22 protein-coding genes are annotated in these 23,570 nt (G+C 66.4%); 11 read left to right on the top strand and 11 right to left on the bottom strand.

Features of this window, described 5'->3' with window-relative positions; all coding sequences use genetic code 11:
- The first annotated feature begins 9 nt into the window (after window positions 1-9).
- From AB0M22_RS27105 to AB0M22_RS27065, 9 genes are read left to right on the top strand one after another with little or no spacing between them, the layout of a single operon-like run.
- Window positions 10-1,032, top strand: coding sequence for a methyltransferase domain-containing protein (locus tag AB0M22_RS27105; RefSeq protein ID WP_364732435.1), 1,023 nt, complete (start codon window positions 10-12; stop codon window positions 1,030-1,032).
- Window positions 1,025-2,008, top strand: a complete 984-nt coding sequence (locus tag AB0M22_RS27100; protein WP_364732433.1) for an arginase family protein — start codon at window positions 1,025-1,027, stop codon at window positions 2,006-2,008. The genes AB0M22_RS27105 and AB0M22_RS27100 overlap by 8 nt, the downstream gene beginning before the upstream one ends.
- On the top strand, window positions 1,998-3,116 hold the full coding sequence (locus tag AB0M22_RS27095; protein ID WP_364732430.1) for an aminotransferase class I/II-fold pyridoxal phosphate-dependent enzyme: 1,119 nt from the start codon (window positions 1,998-2,000) through the stop codon (window positions 3,114-3,116). Before AB0M22_RS27100 ends, AB0M22_RS27095 begins: the two co-directional genes overlap by 11 nt.
- Window positions 3,103-4,245: a hypothetical protein gene (locus AB0M22_RS27090; protein ID WP_364732427.1), complete on the top strand. Its 1,143-nt coding sequence runs from the start codon at window positions 3,103-3,105 to the stop codon at window positions 4,243-4,245. Before AB0M22_RS27095 ends, AB0M22_RS27090 begins: the two co-directional genes overlap by 14 nt.
- Window positions 4,246-4,923, top strand: a complete 678-nt coding sequence (locus tag AB0M22_RS27085) for a GNAT family N-acetyltransferase (RefSeq protein ID WP_364732424.1) — start codon at window positions 4,246-4,248, stop codon at window positions 4,921-4,923.
- Window positions 4,913-6,196 (top strand): cytochrome P450, encoded by a 1,284-nt coding sequence (locus AB0M22_RS27080; RefSeq protein WP_364732421.1) that lies wholly within the window; start codon window positions 4,913-4,915, stop codon window positions 6,194-6,196. Before AB0M22_RS27085 ends, AB0M22_RS27080 begins: the two co-directional genes overlap by 11 nt.
- A complete protein-coding gene (locus tag AB0M22_RS27075) occupies window positions 6,196-7,149 on the top strand; it encodes an NAD(P)-dependent oxidoreductase (RefSeq protein ID WP_364732419.1) in 954 nt (317 codons plus the stop codon). The genes AB0M22_RS27080 and AB0M22_RS27075 overlap by 1 nt, the downstream gene beginning before the upstream one ends.
- A 23-nt stretch (window positions 7,150-7,172) precedes the next feature.
- A complete protein-coding gene (locus tag AB0M22_RS27070) occupies window positions 7,173-8,372 on the top strand; it encodes an MFS transporter (RefSeq protein WP_364732416.1) in 1,200 nt (399 codons plus the stop codon).
- Window positions 8,369-9,679 carry a cytochrome P450 gene (locus AB0M22_RS27065; protein WP_364732413.1) on the top strand — a complete coding sequence of 437 codons (1,311 nt, stop codon included), beginning with the start codon at window positions 8,369-8,371 and terminating at the stop codon, window positions 9,677-9,679. Before AB0M22_RS27070 ends, AB0M22_RS27065 begins: the two co-directional genes overlap by 4 nt.
- A 9-nt stretch (window positions 9,680-9,688) precedes the next feature.
- On the opposite strand, the gene AB0M22_RS27060 is transcribed toward AB0M22_RS27065, so the two are convergent.
- The 9 genes from AB0M22_RS27060 to AB0M22_RS27020 all read right to left on the bottom strand — a co-directional run bounded on the left by AB0M22_RS27060 (window position 9,689) and on the right by AB0M22_RS27020 (window position 19,140).
- Window positions 9,689-10,462, bottom strand: a complete 774-nt coding sequence (locus tag AB0M22_RS27060) for an ATP-binding cassette domain-containing protein (RefSeq protein WP_364732411.1) — start codon at window positions 10,460-10,462, stop codon at window positions 9,689-9,691.
- Window positions 10,459-11,283 carry an ABC transporter ATP-binding protein gene (locus AB0M22_RS27055; protein WP_364732408.1) on the bottom strand — a complete coding sequence of 275 codons (825 nt, stop codon included), beginning with the start codon at window positions 11,281-11,283 and terminating at the stop codon, window positions 10,459-10,461. The genes AB0M22_RS27060 and AB0M22_RS27055 overlap by 4 nt, the downstream gene beginning before the upstream one ends.
- On the bottom strand, window positions 11,280-12,176 hold the full coding sequence (locus tag AB0M22_RS27050; RefSeq protein ID WP_364732406.1) for an ABC transporter permease: 897 nt from the start codon (window positions 12,174-12,176) through the stop codon (window positions 11,280-11,282). The genes AB0M22_RS27055 and AB0M22_RS27050 overlap by 4 nt, the downstream gene beginning before the upstream one ends.
- Window positions 12,173-13,123: an ABC transporter permease gene (locus AB0M22_RS27045; protein WP_364732403.1), complete on the bottom strand. Its 951-nt coding sequence runs from the start codon at window positions 13,121-13,123 to the stop codon at window positions 12,173-12,175. Before AB0M22_RS27045 ends, AB0M22_RS27050 begins: the two co-directional genes overlap by 4 nt.
- 10 nt (window positions 13,124-13,133) lie before the next feature.
- A complete protein-coding gene (locus AB0M22_RS27040; RefSeq protein ID WP_364732400.1) occupies window positions 13,134-14,687 on the bottom strand; it encodes an ABC transporter substrate-binding protein in 1,554 nt (517 codons plus the stop codon).
- A gap of 113 nt (window positions 14,688-14,800) precedes the next feature.
- Window positions 14,801-15,817 carry a TauD/TfdA family dioxygenase gene (locus tag AB0M22_RS27035; protein WP_364732397.1) on the bottom strand — a complete coding sequence of 339 codons (1,017 nt, stop codon included), beginning with the start codon at window positions 15,815-15,817 and terminating at the stop codon, window positions 14,801-14,803.
- 15 nt (window positions 15,818-15,832) lie between these two features.
- Entirely contained in the window at window positions 15,833-17,119 is a 1,287-nt protein-coding gene (locus AB0M22_RS27030) for a hypothetical protein (RefSeq protein WP_364732395.1), read from the bottom strand.
- Entirely contained in the window at window positions 17,120-18,712 is a 1,593-nt protein-coding gene (locus AB0M22_RS27025) for a tryptophan 7-halogenase (protein ID WP_364732392.1), read from the bottom strand.
- On the bottom strand, window positions 18,709-19,140 hold the full coding sequence (locus AB0M22_RS27020; protein ID WP_150401184.1) for a nuclear transport factor 2 family protein: 432 nt from the start codon (window positions 19,138-19,140) through the stop codon (window positions 18,709-18,711). Before AB0M22_RS27020 ends, AB0M22_RS27025 begins: the two co-directional genes overlap by 4 nt.
- A 343-nt stretch (window positions 19,141-19,483) precedes the next feature.
- Here AB0M22_RS27020 and panC point away from each other — a divergent pair, with 343 nt between their 5' ends.
- Together panC and AB0M22_RS27010 are read left to right on the top strand one after the other, a co-directional pair.
- Window positions 19,484-20,305 (top strand): pantoate--beta-alanine ligase, encoded by an 822-nt coding sequence (panC, locus tag AB0M22_RS27015; RefSeq protein WP_364732388.1) that lies wholly within the window; start codon window positions 19,484-19,486, stop codon window positions 20,303-20,305.
- Window positions 20,306-20,329: 24 nt separating this feature from the next.
- The gene (locus AB0M22_RS27010; protein WP_364732385.1) at window positions 20,330-21,292 is read left to right on the top strand and encodes a hypothetical protein; all 963 of its coding nucleotides are present in this window, start codon (window positions 20,330-20,332) and stop codon (window positions 21,290-21,292) included.
- A 28-nt stretch (window positions 21,293-21,320) separates the two neighbouring features.
- Here AB0M22_RS27010 and AB0M22_RS27005 read toward each other — a convergent pair whose 3' ends face one another.
- Together AB0M22_RS27005 and AB0M22_RS27000 are read right to left on the bottom strand one after the other, a co-directional pair.
- Window positions 21,321-22,097: a response regulator transcription factor gene (locus AB0M22_RS27005; RefSeq protein ID WP_364732382.1), complete on the bottom strand. Its 777-nt coding sequence runs from the start codon at window positions 22,095-22,097 to the stop codon at window positions 21,321-21,323.
- Window positions 22,094-23,512, bottom strand: coding sequence for a cation:proton antiporter (locus tag AB0M22_RS27000; protein WP_364732379.1), 1,419 nt, complete (start codon window positions 23,510-23,512; stop codon window positions 22,094-22,096). Before AB0M22_RS27000 ends, AB0M22_RS27005 begins: the two co-directional genes overlap by 4 nt.
- Window positions 23,513-23,570: the final 58 nt, after the last annotated feature.

Here is a 23,570-nt window from a genome sequence, read left to right as displayed (position 1 = left end):
AAGAGAGGTATGAACGACATGCTTAACCGGAATCGCCTGATCGAAGCGCTGGAGCCGTTCAGCGGATACGTGCAGTCGGCCGTGCTGTACAACCTGATCGAACACGGCGTGCTGGAACAGATCGTGGTGAACGGGGTCCCGGCGCGCAAGGCACTGGAGTCGGTGATCACGACACCGGAACGGGTCGAAGCGCTGCAACTGTTCCTGCGCACCGCGGGATATACCGACAACGATCGGGCCACCGACAAGCTCGTGCAGATCTGGGAGGCCCGCGGCTGGTATCAAATGATGATCGGCGGCTACGGCCGGACCTTCCTGGATATCGGCAACGGCTTCGCCGACCCCGCCGCGGTGCCGCGCGACGGCCGCATGGTCGGCGTCGGCAGCTGCGAAATCAGCGTGCACGACGCGATCCCGCTGATGTACCGGGTGCTCGACCAGCGGGGCAAGAGCTATCGCAGCGGTATCGACCTCGGTTGCGGCAGCGGCATCTTTCTCACCACGCTGGCCGAGAAGTACGCGGACATGCGGCTCACCGGAATCGAGCCGAGCCCCGAGGGCGCCGCGGCCGCGGTGGAATTCGTCGCCGGATCGGTGCACGCCGACCGGATCGACATCGTCAACGCGGACGCGATCGGCCATCTCGAGCAGACCGACGCGCATTACGACTTCGGCATCATCAGCTTCGTCATCCACGAAATCCTGGGTCAGGAAGGCGAGAACGGCGTCCGGAAGTTCCTGCGGACGCTGTTCGACAACAACCCGGGCATCGAACTGCTGGTCATCGATATCGACTACTGCTGGGACGACGCGGAGAAGATGCGCGACCCGCACCGCACCAACTACTACAACCACTATTTCCTGCTGCACCCGTTCACCGACCAGCGCCTGGCGCCCAAGCAGTACTGGGCCGATCTCTACGACAGCGCGGGACTGGAGGTGGTGGTGGACGACGTCGACACCCCCGGCCTGGACGAGACCGGGATCGTGACCGCAATGCTGTTGCGGGCCAAGGAAAATCGACATGACTGACTACACCGACAGCCAGGCGGTCTCCCGGCTCAGCTCGGGGCCGCGGACCTTCTTCCGGCTCCCCTACCGGCCGATCCGGGAGCTGACCGCCGAGGACGGGGTGCACGCGGTCATCCTCGGCGTGCCGATCGACGGCGCGACGGGCTATCGCAGCGGCGCCCGCTTCGGGCCGGAGGCGGTCCGCTCGGCGAGCACGCTGGGCCGATTGGGCAGCCGGGAACGCGATCTGGTCATCACCGACCTGCTCACCGTCGTCGACGGCGGCGACGTGCACATCGTGCCCGGCTACCACCTGCAAACGCTCGAGCTGATCGAGAGCAGCGTCAGCGCCGTGCACGAGATCGGCGCGCTGCCTATCCTGGTCGGCGGCGACCACAGCCTGGCGATCGCCGAATTACGCGCGGCCGCAAGGAAACACGGGCCGCTGTCGCTGGTGCAACTGGACGCGCACCGGGACGTGCTGGACAACTACTTCGGCATGAAGCACTTCCACGGCACGGTGTACCGCCGCGCCGTGGAGGAGGGCCTGATCGATCCCACGACCAGCATCCAGATCGGCATGCGCGGCAGCGTGCCCCGCGAGGACCTGGCCGACGACGGGCTCGGCTTCACCGTGATCCACTGCGAGGACGCACTGGACATCGGCCCGCGCGAACTCGGCCGGATCGTGCGGGACAAGGTCGGTTCGAACCCGGTCGCGCTGACCTTCGACATCGACTTCGTCGATCCCTCGTGCGCCCCCGGCACCGGCACCCCCGAGGTCGGCGGGCCCTCCTCGGCGTTCGCGTTGCGGCTGCTGCGCGAACTCGACCTGCCGGATATCCGCACGGTGTCGCTGGTGGAGATCTCGCCGCCGTACGACTCCGCCGACATCACCGCGCATCTCGGCGTCGCGGTGATCTTCGAAATCATGACCATGGCCGCTGCCGCCCGGCGGACCAAGACGCAACAGGATGGTCGTTTGCATGCCCGATAACATCACCGACCTGGAAGTCAAGGCGCTGGTCGACGGTGTCAACCTGTCCGACGGTCATCCGCGAATGTCGCTGTCCAGCACCCAATCCGAGATCGTCGCCGGCTTCCCTGAGGTCTTCGCACAGACCCGCAAGCTCCCGGTCGACGTGGTCGAGAAGAGCGCGCGCAACGCGTTCCTGTCCTCGATCGGGCAGCACAGCGCGCTGGCCGACGACGTCACCTTCCGCAGCTGCTACTCCTCCTCGACGGCAATCGACATGATCGGCAAGGCGATTCGCCTCGCCGACCGTCAGGTGGCCATGGTCGAGCCGACCTTCGACAACCTGCACGACCTGCTGGCCGGTCACGGACTCGCCATCCATTCGGTCGCCGAGTCCGAATTAGCCGGCGGCACACTCGAAGACGTGATCCCCGCGCACGGCGTGCTGTTCACCGTCTCGCCGAACAATCCGACCGGCGCCGTCATCGACGCCGACCGCCTGCACCAGATCGCCGCCGCCTGCGCCGACCGCGACACCGTGCTGGTCATCGACTCCTGCTTCCGCGCACAGGATCTGCGCGCCCAGTACGACATGTACGCCGTGCTCGGTCAGTACGACCTCGACTGGGCGACCATCGAGGACACCGGAAAGCTCTGGCCGCTACAGGAATTGAAGGCCGGGTTCCTGAATTGGAACCTCGGCAATCCGCTCCCGCTGGCCCGGATGTACTCCGATCACATGCTCTCGGCGTCGCCGTTCATCCTGCGGATCGTCGAATTGTTCGCCGAGGACGGCCGACACGGCGGCTACGACCGGCTGCGCGGCGGCATCCAGAGCAACCGCACGCTGGCCCGCGACCACATCAACCTGGCACCGGCCTATCCTGAATCCAGGATCTCCGTCGATACATTCCGGCTGCCGGAAGGCGTCGAGGCCAGCGCGCTCTACACCGAACTCGGTGAGATCGGGGTGCACGTGCTGCCCGGCGAACTGTTCTACTGGGCCCAGCCGAAACTCGGCACCGATCTGATCCGAATCTCGCTGGCGCGCGATCCGGAAGCCGTCGTCACCGGCTGCCAACGCGTGGACCAGCACCTAGAGGCATGGAGGCGTGTTGTCATCAGGTGATCGAGCAACGGTGGTCCTGTTACAGGCGAAGCAATCGCTCGGCACGGTCGGGCTGGCCGAATTCGGCTCGGCGGTCACCGCCACGGGTGCCGAACTACGGATTCTGCGCACCGGCGAGGTGCCGCTGATCCGCGAAGGCGATGTGGCACTGCACGATATCGGCGACGAACGGATCGCCGGCGTCGACGAGTGGGCGTCGCTGATCCCCGCCGGCACCACCGCGATCGTCACCAATGACGAGTACTTGCTCGGTGTCGCCGCGCAGCTGTGCGGCGACCTCGGCCTGCCGACGCCGATCCCCGCGGGCTCCTTGGAGAACTACCGGCACAAGGGTGTCATGCGCCGGACGCTCGAGGCGGCGGATATCCCGGTGCCCGAGACGCTGATCGTCGCCGACGGCACCGTCGAAAAGGCAGGCGGCTGCACCGGATTCGCCGACGACGAGCTGGTCATCGTCAAACCCGCCGCCGAGGCGAACCTGCGCGGGATCCGGACCGAGAAGTTCGGCGCCGTCGACCTCACCGCGCTGAGCGACGATCTGGTCGAACGGTTACTCGACGGCCCGCAATACCATTCCGAAGTGCTCGTCGTGAACGGCACTGTGACGCACCTGTTCTCAGGCCTCTACATTCGCTCGCTGCTCGACCTCACCCGCGGCGGCGGCTCCGGCTCGGCCAGGACCGACCCGGCGACCGAGGCGAAGCTGGCCGACCTCGCGATCCGGACGTGCACCGCCCTCGGCCTCGACGGGACGTTCACCGCGCACGTCGAATACCTCTCCAGCGGTGACGCTTTCGAGGATGTAGTGGTCAGCGAGGTGTGCGCGCGGGCATCCGGCGGCGAGGTCCCGTTCCAGTCCCGGATCATCACCGGCATCGATCTGGAGCTGCTCAACCTCCGGGTGCAGGCCGGGCTCGGCTGGGACGAGCCGAAGGCCGACGCCGACGCCTCGGGCGGGTGGATGTGGCGGGTCGGTCAGCCGATCGCCGGGGCCGAACTCATCGAAACCCATGCCGTCGAAGCGACATTCGATCGCATCCGGCTCGGCGGACGAGCGCGGCTCACCGGCCGCACCGACGCCGTCCTCGCCGCACTCGAGCTGCTGGCCACCGCGAACGAGGTGCCGTGAGTGTCGACTGAGCGCAGACCCATCGACCGGTCCCGGCGGCGCGGGAAACCGTTGACCGACTTCGCCTTCCAGGAATGGCGGGTGCCGACGCTACCGCCGCCGTGGGAGCTCACCCCGGTCACGCCGTCTACCCCGGCCGAGATCGACCAGGTGGTCGAGTGGATGGCGCAACCGCACGTGCAGTTCGCGATGCACAAGGACTGGGACCGGGCCGGCTGGCAGGCCGAGATCGAATTCCAGTTCTCCGACAACAAGACTCGCCCTTTCCTCGTCGGACAAGACGGGCAGCGGGGCGGCTACGTCGAGCTGTATCACGCCGCCTTGGACGTGGTCGCCGACTATTACGACACGCCGGAACACGACATGGGCATGCACGGCTGTATCGGCGAGCCCGACTATTTCGGGTACGCCCTGCCGTTCTGGGTCGCGCTCATCGCCGGCGTCTTCGAGACCTACCCGGAGTGCACCGGCGTGATCTCGGACCCGTCCGCCTCGAATCAGCTGGTGCGCACGCTGGACCGTAGCGTCTGCAAGGTGGTGGACGGCCACGAACTCGGCGAGATCGACCTGCCGCACAAGCAGGCCGCGCTGTTCCGGTTCGAGCGCGAAAACTTCTATGCCGCAATGCAACGCCAAGGGGGTGTCGACGTTGTCCTCCGTGAACTCGGTGGTCACTGATCCTGTTCGCTGGTTCCTACTACACGGCCCACTCCGGCTGCTGCCCGACTCGATGCTGGGTGACGAGAACGATGTCGGCCGGCTCTTCCTCCGCCCACCGGCCAAGGGCGACCCCTACCGGGCAATCCTCACGAAGATCGGCGCATCGGCCGGCGTGCACGACAGCGCGGCCGGCCTGGTGGTCACCGGATACGAGGAAAGCGAGGAGATCCTCCGCAGCAACGACTGGTCAGCCGACCAGCCCGTGGCGATTCCGCCGACCGCCGGCTTCTATCGCTGGCTGACCAAGCGGTCGGTGCCCATCGCGCTCGACGCCCCCGCACTGGTCTTCATGGACCCGCCCGAGCACACACGTCTGCGGAAATTGGTCTTCCCGATGTTCACCCACCGCGCGGTGACCGGCTCGGTCGACATCATCACCAAGCACACCGACGCGGTGCTCGCCGAACTCGACGGCCGCGAAAACATCGACCTGGTCGCCGATTTCGCCCGCAAGATCCCGATCCGGGTCATCTCCGACTTCCTCGGCATCCCCGATCTGGGCGACGACATGCTCGACTCGCTCGGCGGCCACGGCGCCAAACTGCTCGACGTCGGCATCACCTTCCCGGAATACCGGCGCGGGATGACCGAGGCGCGCAAGTTCACCAAGTTCGTGGCGGACTGCACCAAGGATCCGGACCTGCTCCAGGAGGGCTTCCTCAAGGACTGCGTCCGCAAGCACGCCGAGGGCGAACTCACCTTCGGCGAACTGCTCACCCTGGTCGGCTTCGTCTTCGCGGCCGGCTTCGAGACCACGGTCAGCTTCATCGCGAACTCCATTGTCACCGTGCTGGAACACGGCCTCGGCACCGAGGTGCTCGCCGACGGCCGCCTGACCGACCCCTGGTTCGAGGAGCTGCTCCGCTACGACTCCCCCATCCAGCTGACCCATCGCACCGCACGGGTGGAGACCAAGATCGGTCATCGGGTCGTCGCGCCCGGCACCGGGGCGTTGATCTGGGTCGGCGCGGTCAATCACGACGCGCGCGCCTATCCGAACCCCGGCCGGCTCGACGTCGAAAATGTCTCGGCGCGAACGAGTATGAGCTTTTCCACCGGCGTGCACCGGTGCCTCGGCTCGTCCCTGGCGAAGGTCCAGGGGCAGGTCGCGGTCGGCAGCTTCCTCTCCGCTTACCCGAACGCCCGGCTGCTGCCGGGCCGGCAATGGCGGGATTCGATTGTCCTGCACGGACATATCCGAGTTCCCCTGGCGTTGACCAGCGGACGCTGATGGGCGCCGTCACGGTGGATCCGGCGACGCTCTACTGCCTGGGCGCCTCCACCGACGCGGTCACCGTCGCCGATGAGCTGCGGCAGCTCGGGGTCCGTGTCGAACCGGCGCCGCCGGGAACCGCGCTGACGCACACGATGATCGCCCTCGCCGCGCACGACCTCACCGAAACCGAACTGGCCGAAACCGCTTCCGCGACAACGGATTCCTGGGTGCATCTGGTCTCGTCCGGACCCAACTACCCGCACATCCCCGCGCTCGCGCGGAACAATCTGGTGACCAGAAGCGCACGGGCCTACGCGCCGTCGCTGTCGGAGTATGTGATCACTCAGCACGTACTGCACTGCGCCAAGGACGTATTCGACGATGTGCCGAAACCCTTCCACCGGCGCGCGGCCCTCGTGGTCGGGTACGGCGCGTTCGGCCACACCATCGCGGCGACGCTGGCCGAACTCGGCGTCGCGGTGACCGTGGTCCGTCCGCGTTCGCGCACCGCGCATCCCTTCGGCAGCACCGAGGCCACGCCGCTCGACCGCCTGCCGAACCGATTCGCGCACTTGATGGTTGTCGCGCTCCCCGGACTGCCCGAGGTCACCGACTTCATCGATGACGCGCTGTTCCGCTGCCTGCGCCTGGACGGCCATCTGATCAATCCGGCGCGATCGTCGCCCGTCGACCTGGTCGCGCTACTGCAATGGCTGGCCACCGGCACCGGCCGGCTCACCACCGACGTCGAGACCGACGACCGCGCCGAACTGTTGCGCCCCTGGGCCGACAAGGGACGTGTCACGCTGACCCCGCACATCGCCTGGCGGCCGTGGGACGGCGATCCGCTGTATCACCGAGATTGGGCGGCGATCTTCACCACCGGAACCCGTGCTCCGTCGACAATGAGGGAGCAGTCCCTGTGCCTCGACCCGCGGACGATCGCCACGGACTACCTGATTCCCTGACCACCCGTCCCACTGGAGGCCCGATGCCGTTCTGGTTGATAGCGATCACCTTCGCCGTATTCGTCTTCTACACCGACGATTACATGATCGCGGGCGTGCTCCCGGAACTCGCCGCCGACCTGGGTATCTCGGAATCCACGGCGGGACAGCTGGTTTCGGCCTACTCGCTGGTGCTGGTGCTCGGCGCGCCGCTGATCGCGTTCGCCTCGGCCCGGCGCAGCCGGCTCGGCGTCTTCGTCGGCGCCTCCGTCGTGTTCACCATCGCGAATCTGCTCGCCGCCGTGGTCGATTCGTTCTGGCAGCTGATGATCCTGCGGGTGATCGCCGCGGCGGCGGCCGCCGCCTGTCTGCCCGCGATGTTCGCGCTCGCGCCCACGCTGGCCCCGCCGGAGAAGCGCAGCGCCTACATCGGGATCGTGTCCACCGGCATCGTCGGCGCGCTGGCTGTCGGTGTCCCACTCGGCACCCTGTGCGCCAGCATCTTCAGCTGGCGGGGCAACTTCGTCGCGTTCGCCGGACTGAGCGTGCTGTCGATGGTGCTGCTGTTCTGTGTTCGCGGACAGTTGAAAGTACCGGGCGAGTTGGTCTCGGCCCGAACGCATCTCACGGCGTTGGCGAGCAGGCCGGTGCTGACCGTGTTGCTGGGCAACACGATCCTGCTCGGTGGCGCGCTGATGATGTTCACCTACTTCGGCCCGTTCGCGGCCGACTTCTCCCATTCGTCACTGCGCGAACGTGGTCTGCTGTTCGCGGTGGCGGGTGTCGCCGGCCTGATCGGCTCGGTGGCCGGCGGCATCTACGTGGACAAGAAGGGCGCGTCGACCGCGCTGCGCATCGGCTTCGGACTGTTCCTCAGCACCATGATCGTCTTCGCCGTCCTGACCATGTTCGCGCCCATCTCGATGGTGGTGCTGGTGGCGCTGACGCTGGTGTGGTCGTTCTCGCTCTACTGGAACACCCCCGCCATGCAGACGATGCTGCTCGACGCCGCACCGGATTCGGCCACCCAGGTGCTCGCGCTCAATTCGTCCTCCACCTATCTAGGCGTCACCCTCGGCAGCATCGCCGGCGGCATCACCCTGGCGTTGTTCAGTCCCTTCGCCCTTCCGATCGCCGCCGCGGCACTGAGTGCGGTCGCCCTCCTCGTCATCGAGGTCCTCGGGCGGCGCGCGCCGGCGACGGAACGGCTCCAGCACGACTCGGCGGAAAGGACCACCTCATGACCGGCACATACCCACCGGCCCCGCGGCTACCGCGACTGCTACAGACCGTCCTGCACACCAAGCGGCACGCCCAGTTCCTCAGCGCGCAGGCGCGCCGCTTCGGCGATGTGTTCACCGTGCGGCTGCTGCCGCCGTATCCGGGGCGGATCGTGGTGTTCTCCCGGCCCGAGCACATCAAGGAGATCTTCGCCTCCGACCCGGCGGATCTGCATGCGGGCGAGGCGTACCGGGAACTCGCGATGATCATGGGCGAGCATTCGGTGCTGCTGACCGACGGCGGCGAGCACGCCCGCGCGCGCAGGCTGCTGATGCCCGCGTTCAACAACGCGGCGCTCAACGGCTATCGCGCCCTGGTGGAGGACATCGCCAAGACCCAGGTGGAGCGGTGGCACGCCGGGACGACCGAGCACATCCTGCGCCGCATGGAGGATCTCACGCTCGACGTGATCACCCAGGTGGTCTTCGGCGTCGCCGACGAGCAGCGCCGGGACGCGCTCACCCCGCAGCTGCGCCGGGTCACCGATATCAGCCCGGTGGTGCTGCTCGGCTGGAAATGGCCGTGGCTGCAACGCTTCGGGCCGTGGCAGCGCTTCAGCGCCACCCTGAGCGGCATCGACGAGCTGCTCTACGCCGAAATCGCCGGCCGCCGTGCCCATCCGGAGATCGATCAGCGCGCCGACGTGCTGTCCCGGCTGCTCGCGGTCGGCTCCGGCAACGATCCCGCCACCGAACCGCTCACCGACGCGGAACTGCGCGACCAGCTGGTCACGCTGCTGCTCGCCGGGCACGAGACCACCGCGTCGGCGCTGTCCTGGGCGCTGCACGAATTGGCCGCCGCGCCGGACGTGCAGGATCGGGCCAGGCAGGCGGCCCGCGACGGGGACGACAAGTATCTGGAGGCGGTGGTGAAAGAGGCGCTGCGCCATCGCATGGTGATCGGCCGGGTGCAGCGCCAGCTCACCCGGGACCTCACCATCGGCGGCGTAGCGCTGCCCCGCGACACCCGGGTGTCCACCTCGATCGTGCTCGCACACCAGAATCCGGCGAATCATCCTGCGCCGGAACGCTTTCAACCGGACCGCTTCCTCGACGGCTCGGTCGCGCCGAACACCTGGCTGCCGTTCGGCGGCGGGGTCCGCCGCTGCATCGGGGCCGGGTTCTCGCTGATGGAGGGCGCGGTCGTGCTGCGCGAGGTGCTGACCCGCTATCAGCTCGCGTTGCCCGGCGCGCCCGAGCGCGGACGGGTCCGCAACATCACCAATGTGCCCGCCCGCGGTGCGCGCATCATGGTCACCGCGTTGAACTGAGCGACGGATTCAGAAGGGCAACACGGGAACCGCGTCGAGCAGGGCCTGCGTGTACGGGTGCTCCGGATGCTCGAGCACCGTCTCGGCGGCGCCGCGCTCGACGATCTCCCCGTCTTTCATCACCAACAGCTGATCGCACAGCTGCTGGACGACGCCGACATCGTGCGAGACCAGGATCAACGACAGCCCGAACTGTTTCACCAGATCCCGCAGCAGCTCGATGATCTGGGCCCGGGTGGACGCGTCCAAGGCGGAGAACGGTTCGTCGCCGACGAGTACCTTCGGATTCGGCGCCAGCGCGCGGGCGATCGCGATGCGCTGCCGCTGCCCGCCGGAGAACTCGTGCGGATACCGCACCGCCGCATCGGGTTCCAGCCCGACCGCGACGAGCAGCTCGGCCACCCGGTAGTCGTGACTGCCCGGAATCCGCAGGCACTCCAGCGGTTCGGCGATCGAATCGCCGACGATCATCCGCGGGTCCAGCGAACTCAGCGGATCTTGCAGCACCACTTGCACTTCCCGGCGGAACCAGGCCAGGTCGCGACCGACCACCGGCTTGCCCTGATACCGGACCTCGCCCGCGTCGGGCCGATCGAGGGCCAGCAGCAACCGCAGCAAAGTCGACTTCCCGGAACCGGATTCGCCGACGATGCCCAGGTGGCTGCCCTCGGCGAGCGACAGGCTGACCTCGCGCACGGCGCGACGAATCGGCGGGGAACGCCGCAGACTGGTCCGCGGCAGCCGGAACGACCGGCTCAAACCCGTTGCCTCGAGCAGGATCACGACACCACCTCCGGTGAACCGCTGTCGGCGCCGAGCTTGCTCGCCCGCCGAAACGACGTGGCCCGCGCCAACTCCAGCAGCGTGCGCAGATACGGATCGTCCGACCCGTGCAGGATCTCGGTCAGGTCGCCGTCCTCGAGCACCTGGCCCTTCCCCAGCACCAGCACACGCTGTGTCACCTGCGCGAGCACCGCGAGATCGTGCGTGACGAACAGCAGCGCCGAACCCTCCTCGTCGACCAAATCCTTGAGCAGCGCCAGGATTTCGGCCTGCACCGTGACATCCAGGGCCGTCGTCGGCTCGTCGGCGATGAGCAGCGCGGGCTTCGCGGCCAGGGCCATCGCGATGCCGACCCGCTGCCGCTGCCCGCCGGAGAGCTGATGCGGAAACGCGCGCACGATGTTCGCCGGATCCGGCAGCCCGACCCGGGCGGCCAGCTCGGTCGCCGCGGCCAGCGCCTGCCGCCGGCCCATACCCTGGTGCAGCCGAAGCGGTTCCGCGATCTGCTTGCCCACGCGCATCAGCGGATTCAAGGCCGACAGCGGCTCCTGGAACACCATGGCCATCCGGCTGCCGCGGATCTTCGACAGCGCGCGATCGCTGCGCCCGATCAGCTCGACGCCGTCGAGCAGGATGCTGCCGCGCACCCGCGCCTCCTCCGGTAGCAGACCCATGATCGCCAGGGCGAGCAGGGATTTGCCGGATCCGGAGACGCCGATCAGCCCGAGCCGGGCGCCGGCCTCGATGCCGAAGTCGACCTTGTCCAGCAGGACCCGGCCGTCGATCTCGACCGTCAGGTCGGTCACCTGCAGCAGCGTCATGGCGTCGGCACCCCTTTGCGCAGCCGCGGATCGGTGACGCTGCGCAGGGCGTCACCCAGCAGATTGAAGCCGAGCACGGTGAGCGCCACCGCCAGGCCCGGCCACACCACGAGCAGTGGGCGCACCTTGATGTAATCCTGTTGCGCGCGCAGGATGCCGCCCCAGGACGGCGCGGACGGCGAGCTGCCGTAACCGAGGTAGGTCAGCGCCGCCTCGGCGAGCACGGCCAGGGCCATCACCCAGGACAGCTGCACGATCAGCGTCGGCGCGATCGCGGGCAGCAGGTGTTTGCGTACGATCCGCGCGGTGGACGCGCCCGCCGCCCGCGCCGCGAGCACGAAATCGCTGGTCAGCACGCGTGCTACCTCACCGCGGGCGACGCGCGCCACCGCGACACCGGAGCTGATGCCGATGGCGACCGCGACGGTCAGCATCGATCCGCCGTAGACCGCCGCGAGCACCATCGCCAGCAGCAGGGCCGGGAACGCGATCATGATGTCGATCAGCTGCACCACCACCGAGCCGACCGCGTGCGGGGTCAGCTGCGCGGCCAACGCGAGGAGCAGGCCGAGCGTGCCCGCGATCCCCGCGACCGCCAGCGCGACCGCCAGGGTCTGCCACGCGCCGGCCAGCAACTGGCTGAACACGTCGTGCCCGACCCGGTCGGTGCCGAGCAGATGTCCGCCGCTGAACGGCAGCAACCAGGCCTTGCTGGGATTGGTCGCCTGCGGGTCGTACGGCGTCCACCACAGCGCGATCAGGCTGGCCACCACCAGCGTGCCGACCACGGCGAGGCCGAAGATCCCGCTCGGGCGCCGGATCAGCGCGCCGAGCGCGACCTGCACCGCCCGCCGCCTGCGCAGCCATTTCGGTCGGTTGACGGCGTGAATCACAGCGTGGCCTCCAGCCGCGGGTCGATGAGCCGGTGCACGATGTCGACGGCGAAGCCGATCGCCAGCACCGCGCTGACGATCAACAGCACCTCGCCCTGGACCTTCACCAGGTCGCGGTTCGCCACATCGGACAGCAGCATGCTGCCGACACCCGGCAGGGTGAACACCCGCTCGATCACCACGGCCCCGACGATCAGGACCGCGAATTGCAGCCCGAGGATCGAGACCACCGAGGGCGCGGCATTGCGAAAACCGTGCCGCACCAACGCCTGCGTCCGGGTCAGTCCCTTCGCCCGCGCGGTGCGCAGATACTCCGAATACAGCACGCCGAGGATCGCCGAGCGGACGAAGCGGAACAACACCGCGCCCTCGGAGATGCCCAGCGTCACGCACGGCAGGATCAGGCTGCGGATCGCGTCGCCGGGATCCGCCCAGCGATCGGCCGGAAAGCCCTGTGCCGGGAGGAATTTCAGTTCCACCGCGAACACCAGGATCAGCAGCATGGCCAGCCACAGGCCCGGCACCGCGATGCCGAGCTGGGACAGCGCGTTCGCCGCCTCCCCGGTCCGGCTGCGATGCCGCACGGCCGCCCAGGTGCCGAGCGGGATCGCCAGGCCCAGCGCGATCAGCAGCGAGCCGAGAATCAGCGGGCCGGTCACGGCCAGCTTCTGCTCGAGTTCCGCGCCGACCGACGTCCCGTTCAGCTGGGAATGGCCGAAGTCACCGTTGAACACCCCGCCGATCCAGGACAGGTACTGCTCGGGCAACGACCGATCCAGGCCGAGGTCGGCGCGGATGGCGGCGATCTGCTCCGGTGTCGCCTGCAAACCGGCGACGGTGGCCGCGACATCGCCGGGCAGCAAGCGCAGCATCCCGAAGATGAGCACGCTCGCCACCGCTAGCGACACCAGCAACAGCCCGGCTCGCTGGATCAGATACCAGAGCAAAACACCTCCGTCACTTGGCCACCGCAAGCTTGGTCGCCGGGAACCGGTTGTTGGTCTCGTGCTGCGGGACTCCGTAGATACCCTTGCGCACCACCGTATTCAGTTCGACCAGGAACAACCAATCGCAGGGTGCGTCCTGGGAGATCTGCCTGGTCATCTTCTTCAGCAGCTCGTTGCGCGCATCCTCGGTCTCCGCGGTCAGCGCGTCCTTGTACCACTGCTGCACCTGCGGATTGTTGTAGCCGAAGTAGTAATCGGCGCGGGCGTAGTTGTTCACGTCGTGCGCTTCGGCGTGATTGACCACGCTGAGCTCGTAATCGTGATTCTTGTACACCTTCGACAACCAGGTCTGGAATTCCACCGAGCGGACGTTCAGTGTGATGCCGACGTCCTTCAGGTTGGAGACCAGGACATCGCTGAGCGCGGTGACGTAGTGGTTCGGGAACTCCAGCGTCAGCGTCAGGCCGTTGCCGTAGCCGGCGGCCGCGAGCAGTTTCTTGGCGTTGTCCGGGTTGTACTGGTCGATCGAGGTCAGATCCTCGTACCAGGGATCCTGCGGCGGCACCGGGCCGCCGATCTGGATGCCCGCGCCGACCGCCTTGATGATCGCCTTCTTGTCCAGCGCCTGCCGAATGGCATGGCGCACATCCGGATTCGCGAAGATCGGGTTGGCCTCGTTGAACGCGAGGGTGTACTCGTCGGTGCTGTTACCGCGCAGGATGTCGAACTTGTCGTTGCCGGTGAACGTCGACAGGAGCGTCGGGTCGGTCGCGGTCTGGATGTCGGTCTGCCCGGTCAGCTCCGCGTTGTTCGCGGTGTTGCCGTCGATGATGTAGTGGAACACCACCTTCGCCACCTTCGGCGTGGGACCCCAGTAGCCGTCCACCCTGGACAAGGTGAGGGTCGAGCCGCGGTTCCACTGGGTCACCCGGAACGGCCCGGAACCGTTGTCCGCGCCGTCCAGGGCGGCGAAGTCGGTCCCGGTCTTGTAGACGATGCCGCCGCGCTGGGTCAGATTCCACAGCAGGTTGGTGTCGCGCTGCTTCAGCTTGATCGTCACGGTGGCCGGGTCCGGCGCCGAGACGTCGGCCACGGCCGTGAAGTCCTGCGCACGCAACGACTTCGAGCCCGGCGCGGTCACCTGCTGCAACGACCACACCACGTCCGCGGAGGTCAGCGGGGCGCCGTCGTGGAACTTCGCGTTCTGCACCAGATGGAAGGTGTAGGTCAGGCCGTCCGGCGACTGGTCCCACGAGGTGGCCAGCCCGGGCACGATCTTGTCCTTGGCGTTTCCGTCGACCGTGACCATGCCCTGGTAGACGTTGTCGAGCAGCGCCTGATCGAGGGCGACGCCGGCCGTGGTGAAGGTGTTCAGGCTGACCGGTTCCAGCGCGAAGCGGACGTTCGCCGTGCCGTTCAGGTTCAGCTGATCGTCCGGCGGCGTCGCGGACTGGGTGGCATTGCTCGCATCCGTTCCGACCTCACCGCCGGTCCCGCACGCGACGCTCCATAGGCAGACCGTAAGGGCCAGCGCGACAACAGCAATCGAACGACCGCGCCTCACATCGCACCCCGGCGGGCGCGACGAGACATATTACGAGACTGCAATTCGGTACTCCTGATCTCGGTGCGGGGAGGAACGAGCGAGCGGGTGCGCCGCCGTCCGGTGCCTTCGGTTCAGCGAATCTGCTTCTGCGGCATACCTTCACGGAACGTTGCGTGTCCCGGCGGCGCGGCGGGCGCGCCGAATGGGTTGAGCCAGACCCGCAACAACTCACGGGCGACCTGATCGGTGTCGACAAAGGCGGTGCGGGCGTGCACGACGACATTATTGTTGAGGAATTGTATATCACCGGGCCGGATCTGCATGGTGACCTTGTGCTCCGGCCGGTCGGCGATCGACTCAAAGGTTTTGAGCGCCAGCCGTTCTACCGTGGACAGGTCCAGATCGAATCGCTCGGCGGCCGATTCGATGAAATGCCGGACGTAATACCGGCAGGTGAGCCTGCCCTCGTGCCAGGCGTAGACGGAATTGCGGTAGTACGGCCGCTCCCCGTCGGCCTGCTCGTCGCGCCGGTCGTAATAGAAACCGGCGTAATACAGGCCGAGCAGCTCCCGATGATGACGGAGCAGTTCGTTGTGGATGGTCACCGAACTGGTGATGCTGCTGTCGCCGCCCTTGCCCGAGGAACGCAGGCACAGCAGGCCGACGATGTCGGAGCTGTCGGTGTGGAACGGCAGCGCCTCGCTGGTCTGGTAACCGCGGGTGGAGGCGTTGAGCAGGCCGCCGTTGCCATAGTTCTTGACCGGCACCATGATTTCGCCGAGACCGTTCTGGGTCACCGCGGGGCCGAGATGCGCGCAGAGTCCCCAATACATGAGTTCGATATCGGAGCGCGCGAGTTCGGACGCGATCGGAAAGCCGCGCAGCACCACGAATCCGCGACCGTCGACGAGTTCGCGGGACACGGCGGCCAGTTTGGTCGCGAGGCGATCGAGCGGAAAGTCTTCGCGGGTGATCGCGCCGAGCTCTTTACCGGTCTGCCTGCTGTGCCGTAAGGCCGCGAACAACTCGCTCACATCATCCGGGGTCAGCGGCGTCGTCCACTGATCCGGATCGGTGTAGTCACTGCTCTGCCACGCGGCCGGGCCGGTGAGGATTTCGGTGCAGACGGGAGACGATGGGTTAACCATTTCGTTCGATCATTCCTATCGCGAGCGTAGGTACGTCACCAGTGGACGTCTGTCGAGACCGACCTCGGCGGGAATCAGCAGTTCTGCTCCGCGGCCGTGATCGCAGGTGAGCAGAAGCTCCAGCGCGAGATCGCGTTGAACCATGCTGCCGCCGACGCCGACCACGGCGGGCAGGACCGAAATCAGTCGCCGCGTGGCCTCTTCCGGATTCGACTGGCAGTAGTACGAGAAACTTTCGGCCACGCCGACCGCGGTGCGCCGGGTGCCGATCAGATGTGCCGCGGTATCGGTTGCGTCCGCGCCGATTTCCTTCGCCAGCTGGGTGGCCAGGTCGTGCAGATCGGCGCCGATGACGGCCAGCAGGACATGCAGATCGACGAACGCCGAATTCGAGGCGCCGCGAATTTCCAGCGCCTTGTCGGCCACCGCGGCGAAGTCGTCCGGCCCCGCGATGCCGGCCAGGCGCAGCCGCCACAGCAGCGAGACGGCATCGCAGAATTGCATGGCCGAGCACTCGGTTTCCAGCACCCGGGTGACCTCGGCGGTGAGCCCGGCCAACGCGTCGTGGTCGGCCTCGGCCATCGAGTTCAGCGCGTGATGCCAGCTGAGATGGGTTCGCAGCAGGCAACTTTCGGAGTTCCACCGACTGCGGGTCGAGGACAGCAGCGCCGACACGGCGTGGTTGTCCCGCGACTCGAACAGTGCGTGCGCACAGGCGTGCACCGCCCACGGGTTGTCGTCCGGGGCCAGCGCCAATGCTCGGCTACCGGCCGTGTACGCCTTGGCGAATTCGTTGTTCTCGCCGTAGGCGAAGGCGAGCATCGCCAACAGGTACGGGTAGGTCTCGGTCGTCCCCTCGGTCAACAGCGGGCTGGACGACAGCCGCGTGAGCAGCGTCTCCGTCGCGCCGGTCAGGAAATCGACCTGATGTCCGGCGGCCAAGGCGAGTTCGTCGGTCGGGAATTGGCGCGAGATTTCCAGCAGGGTGTCGCCGGCCAGGCCATAGGCGCCGTGCAGCAGGTGCCGGATCGTGTCGAGGTGAGCCGACTCCAGCAGGGATACCTGGGTCGAATCTATTCGGCGCAGCGCCTCGATCACGTCGACCGGCGGCCGGACGCCACCGAGCAAATACATATAGGCCCGCAGGATCACCACAATGGGTTGCTCGGTTTCGTCGCGATCCAGGTCGTCCAGTGCGGTCACCATGGTGCGATCGAATCGGAGCAGGCCGTTCAGCGATCCGGTGACGGCCGTGGCCACCCGGTCGCTGTACGACGACAGCGCTACACCATTCATATCCACCTAACTCTCCGCGGCCGGAAGTCCGCCGAGGTAGAGCTCGCGGATGCCCGGCCGAGCCTCGCGTGCCCACGCGATCGCGCTCGCCACTTTGTCCATATCGATGTCGAAATAGGGCTGCGACATATCCGTCAGGCCGAACGACGGCGGCAGGAAATCGACGTCGGCGAACAGCTTTTCGAATTCCGACACCGCGGTGTCCAGGCTGGTTTCCTTGTTCCAGTAGGACTCCATGATGCGGTCGGATTTCAGGTAGAACGCGTCGATGAATCCGTCCAGCCCCGCGCCCGGCGCCACGTCGGCCTTCGGCAGCGGAGCGGTTCCCTCGCCGCGGGCGGCGGCGAGTTCGGTCACCTGGCGCAGCCGGTTCTCGGTGCGCATGGTGCCCGTCACCTGATTGACCTGCCACACCCGGAACCACGCATTCCAGAGCCGATAGTCGGTGAACGAGCGGAAGGCATTGCCGACGATGAAGTCGTTCTCCTCGATCAGGCTGGACTGCATGTGTTCGATGTCGTCGAAGGTCTTGGGCGTGAATCCGCCCTCGAACTGATCGATCAGCCGTTCGGCCAGGCGATCCACCACGACAGCGGTGTTCTGCATGCCGCGGGAGAACAGTGGATCGATGAAGCCGGCCGCGTTCGAGGTGAGACACCAGCGGTCGCCGACGGTCTGCGTGGAGGTGTACTGCAACCGGCCCGCGCTGATCCAATCGCGCTCGTTCTCGGCTCCCTCGAACTGTTTGCCGATCTCCGGGTAGGTCTCCAGGAAATCGTCGAAGGCCTGCTGCGGGTTCGCGATCGGCTTCTCGTCGCCGTCGTCGATCCGCCAGGTGATGCCGACGCTGCACAGCGGGTTGGTCGATTTCGCGTTGTTGTCGAACGGGATCACCCACATCCAGCCGCCGTCGAAGACGTGATGCAGTGTGCCCGTATGCCATTCGCGTGGTCCGTGCACGGCGGTGATCTCGTCGAACGGGATGACGCCGGTCATATGGGTGAAGATCGACTTCGATTGGGTCCGTAGGCCTTCCGTCGTGCGCAGGCCGAGGGCCGTGGCGAGCGGCGAATTGCGGCCGCCGGCGTCGACGACGTATTCGGCCGAGATCTCGGTTCCGTCATCGCCTTCGAAGCGCACGCCCTGTTCGGTGATGTCGAGGTTGCGCGTGCCGACGCCTTCCAGCAGGACGGCGCCGTAGTCGACGGCGCGCAGCGCCAGCCAGTGGTCGACGTCCGCCCGGTACAGGTGCGACTCGGTTTCCACGATTTCGGACAGCGGGAACTGGTGTACACGGTCGGCGATGCCGCCGGGCTCGTGGTAGATGAAGCCGAAGTTGTTCTTCATGCCGCAGGTGCCGACGGACCCGATGAGGTTGTCGAACGAGGAGAGGACGGCCAGTTCCGGCACCCGGTATTTGATGCTCATCAGTTTGTAGAGCTTCGAGGTGTTCGGGATGGTCGATTCGCCGATGGCGAATCGCGGGTGCGGTTTCGGATCGACCAGGCAGGTGCGCAATCCGGCGGCTTGCAGGCACAGCGACAGTGAACTGCCGGAGAGCCCGGAACCCAATATCAGGACATCGAAGTTCCGGCTCATCGCTGCTCCCCCGATCCCCTATTGATCGGAGTCTGCTGATGATATTGCATCTGCCAGCGATTATCCCGGCGGATATACACCGTAGAAATGGCGGCATATATTCCGTCCAGACCTACGCGCTTCTGATACATTTCATAGAAGACGATATAACCGTCCGGACCCAATGGTCGTTCATGGAATTCGAGGATTTGATAAGTCTCGATCGGCGGCGCTCCAGCGACCGCGTTCAGCGCGATCTGCCGCGAGAGCGAAGAGTGCGGGGACGGCACGGCCAGCACCGCATCATCGGCGAGCACACCATCGTAGAATTCCGCGCCGGTACCGGCGCTCAGCGCCCGCCACTGCTCGAATTCGATTTCGGTCGGACTCGGATCGGCCGCATTATCGCCGACCGGTTTCCCGGCGTTTGTTTCCGCTTGTGTAACCATGAGCACCCGTCTAATTCCCGCGAGGAGACTGCCGGGCCGCCAGGGCCCTCCTCTGGGCCGCCGATAGTTTATCTTCCGTTAGGAACAGTATCACGGCCAGCGCATCCCAGGCAACAGTCCCGAGTTGTATAGAAGGCCAAATGATGATTCATCAACAAACTATTCATGATGTCACGAACCGGTGCGCCATCGGCGGTGTTCGGGTACGGTCGAAGTGGTTCATCCATACCCGTGTCTTCTGCCGGAGCACGTTTCGAACAATCAGGAGGGAGAATCGTTGGAGCGACTCGGCGACAGCAATTATGCGGACGACGCATTGGCTGTTCATCATGATCCCGCTGCAATGTCCAGTGTATCGCTCGCACTGCGGAACAGTGGTCGAGATGTTGCCCTCGTACCCACAATGGGCGCCTTACACGACGGCCATCTCGCATTGGTCGAGCAGGCCCGGGAAAGTAAATCCGAGGTCATTGTCTCGATATTTGTCAACCCATTACAATTCGGGGCAGACGAGGACTTGGACAAGTATCCGCGGACGCTGGAGGCCGACCTCGCGTTGCTCCGCGAGGCCGGCGTGCGTTCGGTGTTCGCACCATCGCCCGCGGGCATGTATCCGCAGGGCCCGCGCACGACCGTGGTGCCGGGACCGCTCGGCACCGAACTCTGCGGCGCGACCCGGCCGGTGCTGTTCGGCGGGATGCTCACGGTGGTGGCGAAGCTGTTGCAGATCGCCAAGCCGACCGTCGCCTACTTCGGCGAAAAAGACTATCAGCAGCTGATTTTGATCCAGCAGATGGTGCGGGACCTGAACTTCGGCATCCGGATCGTCGGGGTCCCGACCGTGCGCGAACCGGACGGATTGGCGCTGTCCTCGCGCAACCGATATCTTGCCCCGGCCGAACGGGAAACGGCCGTCGCGCTGCCGACGGCCTTGCAGGCGGGTGCGCGGTCGGGTGCGGCCGGCGCCGCCGCGGTACTCGATGCCGCCCGCGCGGTTCTCGATGCCGCCGCCGGCGTCGAGGTCGAATATCTCGAATTGCGCGACCCCGAACTCGGACCCGCGCCGGAATCCGGTCCGGCCCGGCTCCTGGTCGCGGCGCACCTCGGCAACACCAGGCTCATCGACAACATATCCTTGACCCTGAACGACATTCAGGGAACGTGAAACGGAAATACAATGTGCACTTGTATGTTTCTTCTCGACCGACAGAATGAGCGATTCGTTGCCGTCGAAGCCAGAGACCAATCGATCTATCGACCGCATGGTTTCGAGGCGGCCCGTAAACTCGGGCTGGAACACCGCTTTTCCTATGGGCCGCACTGGCGGGTCAACCCGTATCTGCGCGAACGGGTATTCACGATCCAGGCCGCGAACAACCCGGCACTGGCCGACGTCGAGGGTGGGCTCGACATCGACGGCGGAACCTGGCTGGCATTCAATCGCCGCACCGGCGTCTATTGCCGCATCTTCTCCGCCGGCTGGGACGACAACACCCGCACCGACAGCGAATTCCTCTCGCCGAGCGGGCTGCCGATAGACGGCGCGACCGCCGATTCGGCTCAGCACGCGGTCGAACTCCTCGAAAAGGGTTTGTTGCCCGCGCTGGACAGTTCGCGACAGTTGCCCGGATTCCAGCTCGTTGTCGCCGATTCGCGCGACGCGTTCGTGGTCGCGTTCGACGGCCGGGATTCCGTGACCACGACTCCCCTGGCCGCCGGCCGACCGCACGTGCTCACCACGAACGACGAATTCGGCAAGCAGTTGCAGACCCGAGCGGAGAGCAGCCAGGCACCGACCGAGATATTGACCTCGTGGGGCCCGTGGCTGTCGGCTTTCACCGCCACCGGAACCGACTACGGGAACGAGCGCTGGACCGCCGACGCCAATTCGGCGATCCGTCCCCCTTACTGCAATACCGCCGGCCCGGACCGGTACCAGAACGTCAGGCTTTTTCCCGAGACCGATCCGAGCCAGGCCGCCTGGACGAAAAGCGTCTCGCTCTACTCCGCCGGAAAAACGGGCGCGGAGTTGTTCGCCTACAACGAGCGGCAGTTGTTCGACTACCAACCGCTGCCGACCGAGGTGCGCCGGATGGGCTTCCCGACGACCACGGACGACTTCTTCGTCGTGATCGCGAACGAGAATTCCTGAGCCGAGGTGGCCGGCGTGGACGGGGTCGCTACCAATCGCCATTGTCGAACTCCGCGCGGACCGCGGCCACCGCGGCTTCGATCCGGCTGGTCACCTTCAGCTTCGCCAGAATGCGACTGACGTATTCCTTCACCGTCTCCGGGCTGATGTAGAGCCGGGAACCGACCTCACGATTGGACAGCCCGTCGACCACCAGCCGCAGAATCTCCCGCTCCCGCTTGGTCAGCGTCGAAAGCCGCTGCCGCACTTCGTAATCCTTCGCGACCCGGGGGCGCACGCGCGGGGAAAGACACTGCCGCACTTCATAATCCACCGTCACATCGGTGTGCACCCGATCCGGTTGCGGCGCCATCGCCAGCACCGCACCCGAGATCAGCACCTCCAGCACCTCCAGCACCGCGAACACCCCGCGGTCGAGCGCCACCACCGCGTCGACCTGGTCGATATCCGCCTTGGCCGCACCGTGATCCACCAGCAGGGTGATCATCGGCGCCTGCGCCAATTCGCGCAGCCGAGCCACCGTCTCGGCCAGCCCGTCCAGGCGCGCCGCCGAGGCGTCGAGCACCACCACATCCGGGCGCCAGCGCACGGCCCGATCCACCACATCGGGCCACGCACAGGTACCCGCCAGCGCGAAACTCTCGCTGACCGCTACTGCATCCTCGAAATCCGTTCTGGCGAAAGGTAAATCAGAGGCAACCAACAGCGTCCGGGGCTGGACCACACCGGGACTGCGCAACTCGATCCGCCGGCGACGGCCGTTACGGAGCTGCTCTTCCTGAATCGAACCGAACCCGAGCGTCATGGCGGACCGTCAGCCGCATCGACGCGAGAAATTTCCAGCACCTTCCCAGGGGTTCGACGTTCTTCCGGCGTTCGATCGTCCCCAGGCGCGCGGTGTTCCTCACCAGACGGACCGAAGACCAGACCCTGCTTCCAGCCGCTGCGCTCGAACATCCGCATGACTGGAGTGGCGACGAAGGTCGTGACGATCGTCATCAACGCGAGAATCGTGTAGAGCTGGCCGGTGATCAGGCCCGCGGTCAGGCCGATATTGAGCAGGATCAGCTCCATCAATCCACGCGCATTCGCCAGCGCACCCATCGCGCCGGCCTCCCGCCAGCCCATCCCCTGCCACCGCGCGGTGAGTCCGATCGCGCCGAACTTGCCCGCGAACGACACCACCATCACGACCGTCGCGACCAGCAGCACCTTCGGCTCGAAGATCAGGCTGAGCTTGGTGTTGAGCCCGGAGTAGATGAAGAACGCCGGCAGCAGCAGGTAGGCGACCAGCGGTTCGAACCGATCGCGGATGGTGTCGAGCAACTCGCCGCGCGGCATCACGGCACCGGCCACGAAGGCGCCGAACACCGAGTAGATGCCGACGTAATCGGTGAACCAGCTGCCGAGCAGCACGACCAGCAGCACGATGATGAGCGGCGTAACCGCAAGGCCGCCAGTGCGTTCGGTATCTCCGCTGCGTGGTTTCCAGGTGTCCAGCCGGGCCAGGAAGCGCCGCGCGACGAACATCATGAACAGCAGATAGCCCAGTCCGCCGAAGATCGCGAGGAACGCGCCGGACATGCTGTCCTTCGTCGTGGCCACCACCGTGGCCAGGAGCACCCAGGCGCAGGCGTCGTCGAACGCGGCGCAGGACAGCGCCATGGTGCCGAGCCGGGTGTTCAGCAGACCCGAGGCGTAGATGATCCAGGCCAGCATCGGGAACGCGGTGATGGCGACCGCCGACGCGACGAACAGCGCGCCCTGCACGGTGCCGACCTTTTCGGTGAAGTAGTCGCCGTGCTGGCCGACCATCCACGCGCCGACCGCGCCGCCGAGCAGCAGCGGAACCGCGATCCCGGCCAGCGAGGTGGCGCCGGCCTTGCGCAGGTGCGACTGGAGGATCTCCAGCTTGAACGAGGCGCCCACGAGGAACATGTACAGAACCAGACCGAGCTGACCGACCACGTAGATGGCGGTCAGGTTCGGATGGGTGATCGAGGCCGTGCCGACCTTCAGCGTGGTCGGGAACAGCCACTCCTGCGCGGACGGCCAGATCGCCCCCAATACCGATGGCCCCAGAACGAACCCGGCGGCCATGATCGCCACCACCTGGACCTGCCCGAGACGCCGGAACACCGGCCAGAGCAGGCGACAGGTCACCAGGATGAACGCGACCTGCAAAAAGAAATGTGTCGTGATTTCGAGCAAAGAGGGCATCGGCAAACCTCGCTGAGGTCGAAGACGTCCACCTCCGCCGGGGCGGAGGTGGACCGTC

This window comes from Nocardia sp. NPDC051756, assembly GCF_040681495.1.
Classification (GTDB): domain Bacteria; phylum Actinomycetota; class Actinomycetes; order Mycobacteriales; family Mycobacteriaceae; genus Nocardia.
Note: the sequence above shows the minus strand (reverse complement) of the source record. Positions and strands in the feature narration are given on the sequence as shown.

Bases quoted from the DNA above. Each gene is read 5' to 3' on its own strand.
- AB0M22_RS27105 (WP_364732435.1), top strand. From the start codon at position 10: ATGAACGACATGCTTAACCGGAATCGCCTGATCGAAGCGCTGGAGCCG.
- AB0M22_RS27100 (WP_364732433.1), top strand. From the start codon at position 1,025: ATGACTGACTACACCGACAGCCAGGCGGTCTCCCGGCTCAGCTCGGGG.
- AB0M22_RS27095 (WP_364732430.1), top strand. From the start codon at position 1,998: ATGCCCGATAACATCACCGACCTGGAAGTCAAGGCGCTGGTCGACGGT.
- AB0M22_RS27075 (WP_364732419.1), top strand. From the start codon at position 6,196: ATGGGCGCCGTCACGGTGGATCCGGCGACGCTCTACTGCCTGGGCGCC.
- AB0M22_RS27070 (WP_364732416.1), top strand. From the start codon at position 7,173: ATGCCGTTCTGGTTGATAGCGATCACCTTCGCCGTATTCGTCTTCTAC.
- AB0M22_RS27065 (WP_364732413.1), top strand. From the start codon at position 8,369: ATGACCGGCACATACCCACCGGCCCCGCGGCTACCGCGACTGCTACAG.
- AB0M22_RS27055 (WP_364732408.1), bottom strand. From the start codon at position 11,283: ATGACGCTGCTGCAGGTGACCGACCTGACGGTCGAGATCGACGGCCGG.
- AB0M22_RS27035 (WP_364732397.1), bottom strand. From the start codon at position 15,817: ATGGTTAACCCATCGTCTCCCGTCTGCACCGAAATCCTCACCGGCCCG.
- AB0M22_RS27025 (WP_364732392.1), bottom strand. From the start codon at position 18,712: ATGAGCCGGAACTTCGATGTCCTGATATTGGGTTCCGGGCTCTCCGGC.
- AB0M22_RS27020 (WP_150401184.1), bottom strand. From the start codon at position 19,140: ATGGTTACACAAGCGGAAACAAACGCCGGGAAACCGGTCGGCGATAAT.
- panC (WP_364732388.1), top strand. From the start codon at position 19,484: ATGTCCAGTGTATCGCTCGCACTGCGGAACAGTGGTCGAGATGTTGCC.
- AB0M22_RS27010 (WP_364732385.1), top strand. From the start codon at position 20,330: ATGTTTCTTCTCGACCGACAGAATGAGCGATTCGTTGCCGTCGAAGCC.
- AB0M22_RS27005 (WP_364732382.1), bottom strand. From the start codon at position 22,097: ATGACGCTCGGGTTCGGTTCGATTCAGGAAGAGCAGCTCCGTAACGGC.
- AB0M22_RS27000 (WP_364732379.1), bottom strand. From the start codon at position 23,512: ATGCCCTCTTTGCTCGAAATCACGACACATTTCTTTTTGCAGGTCGCG.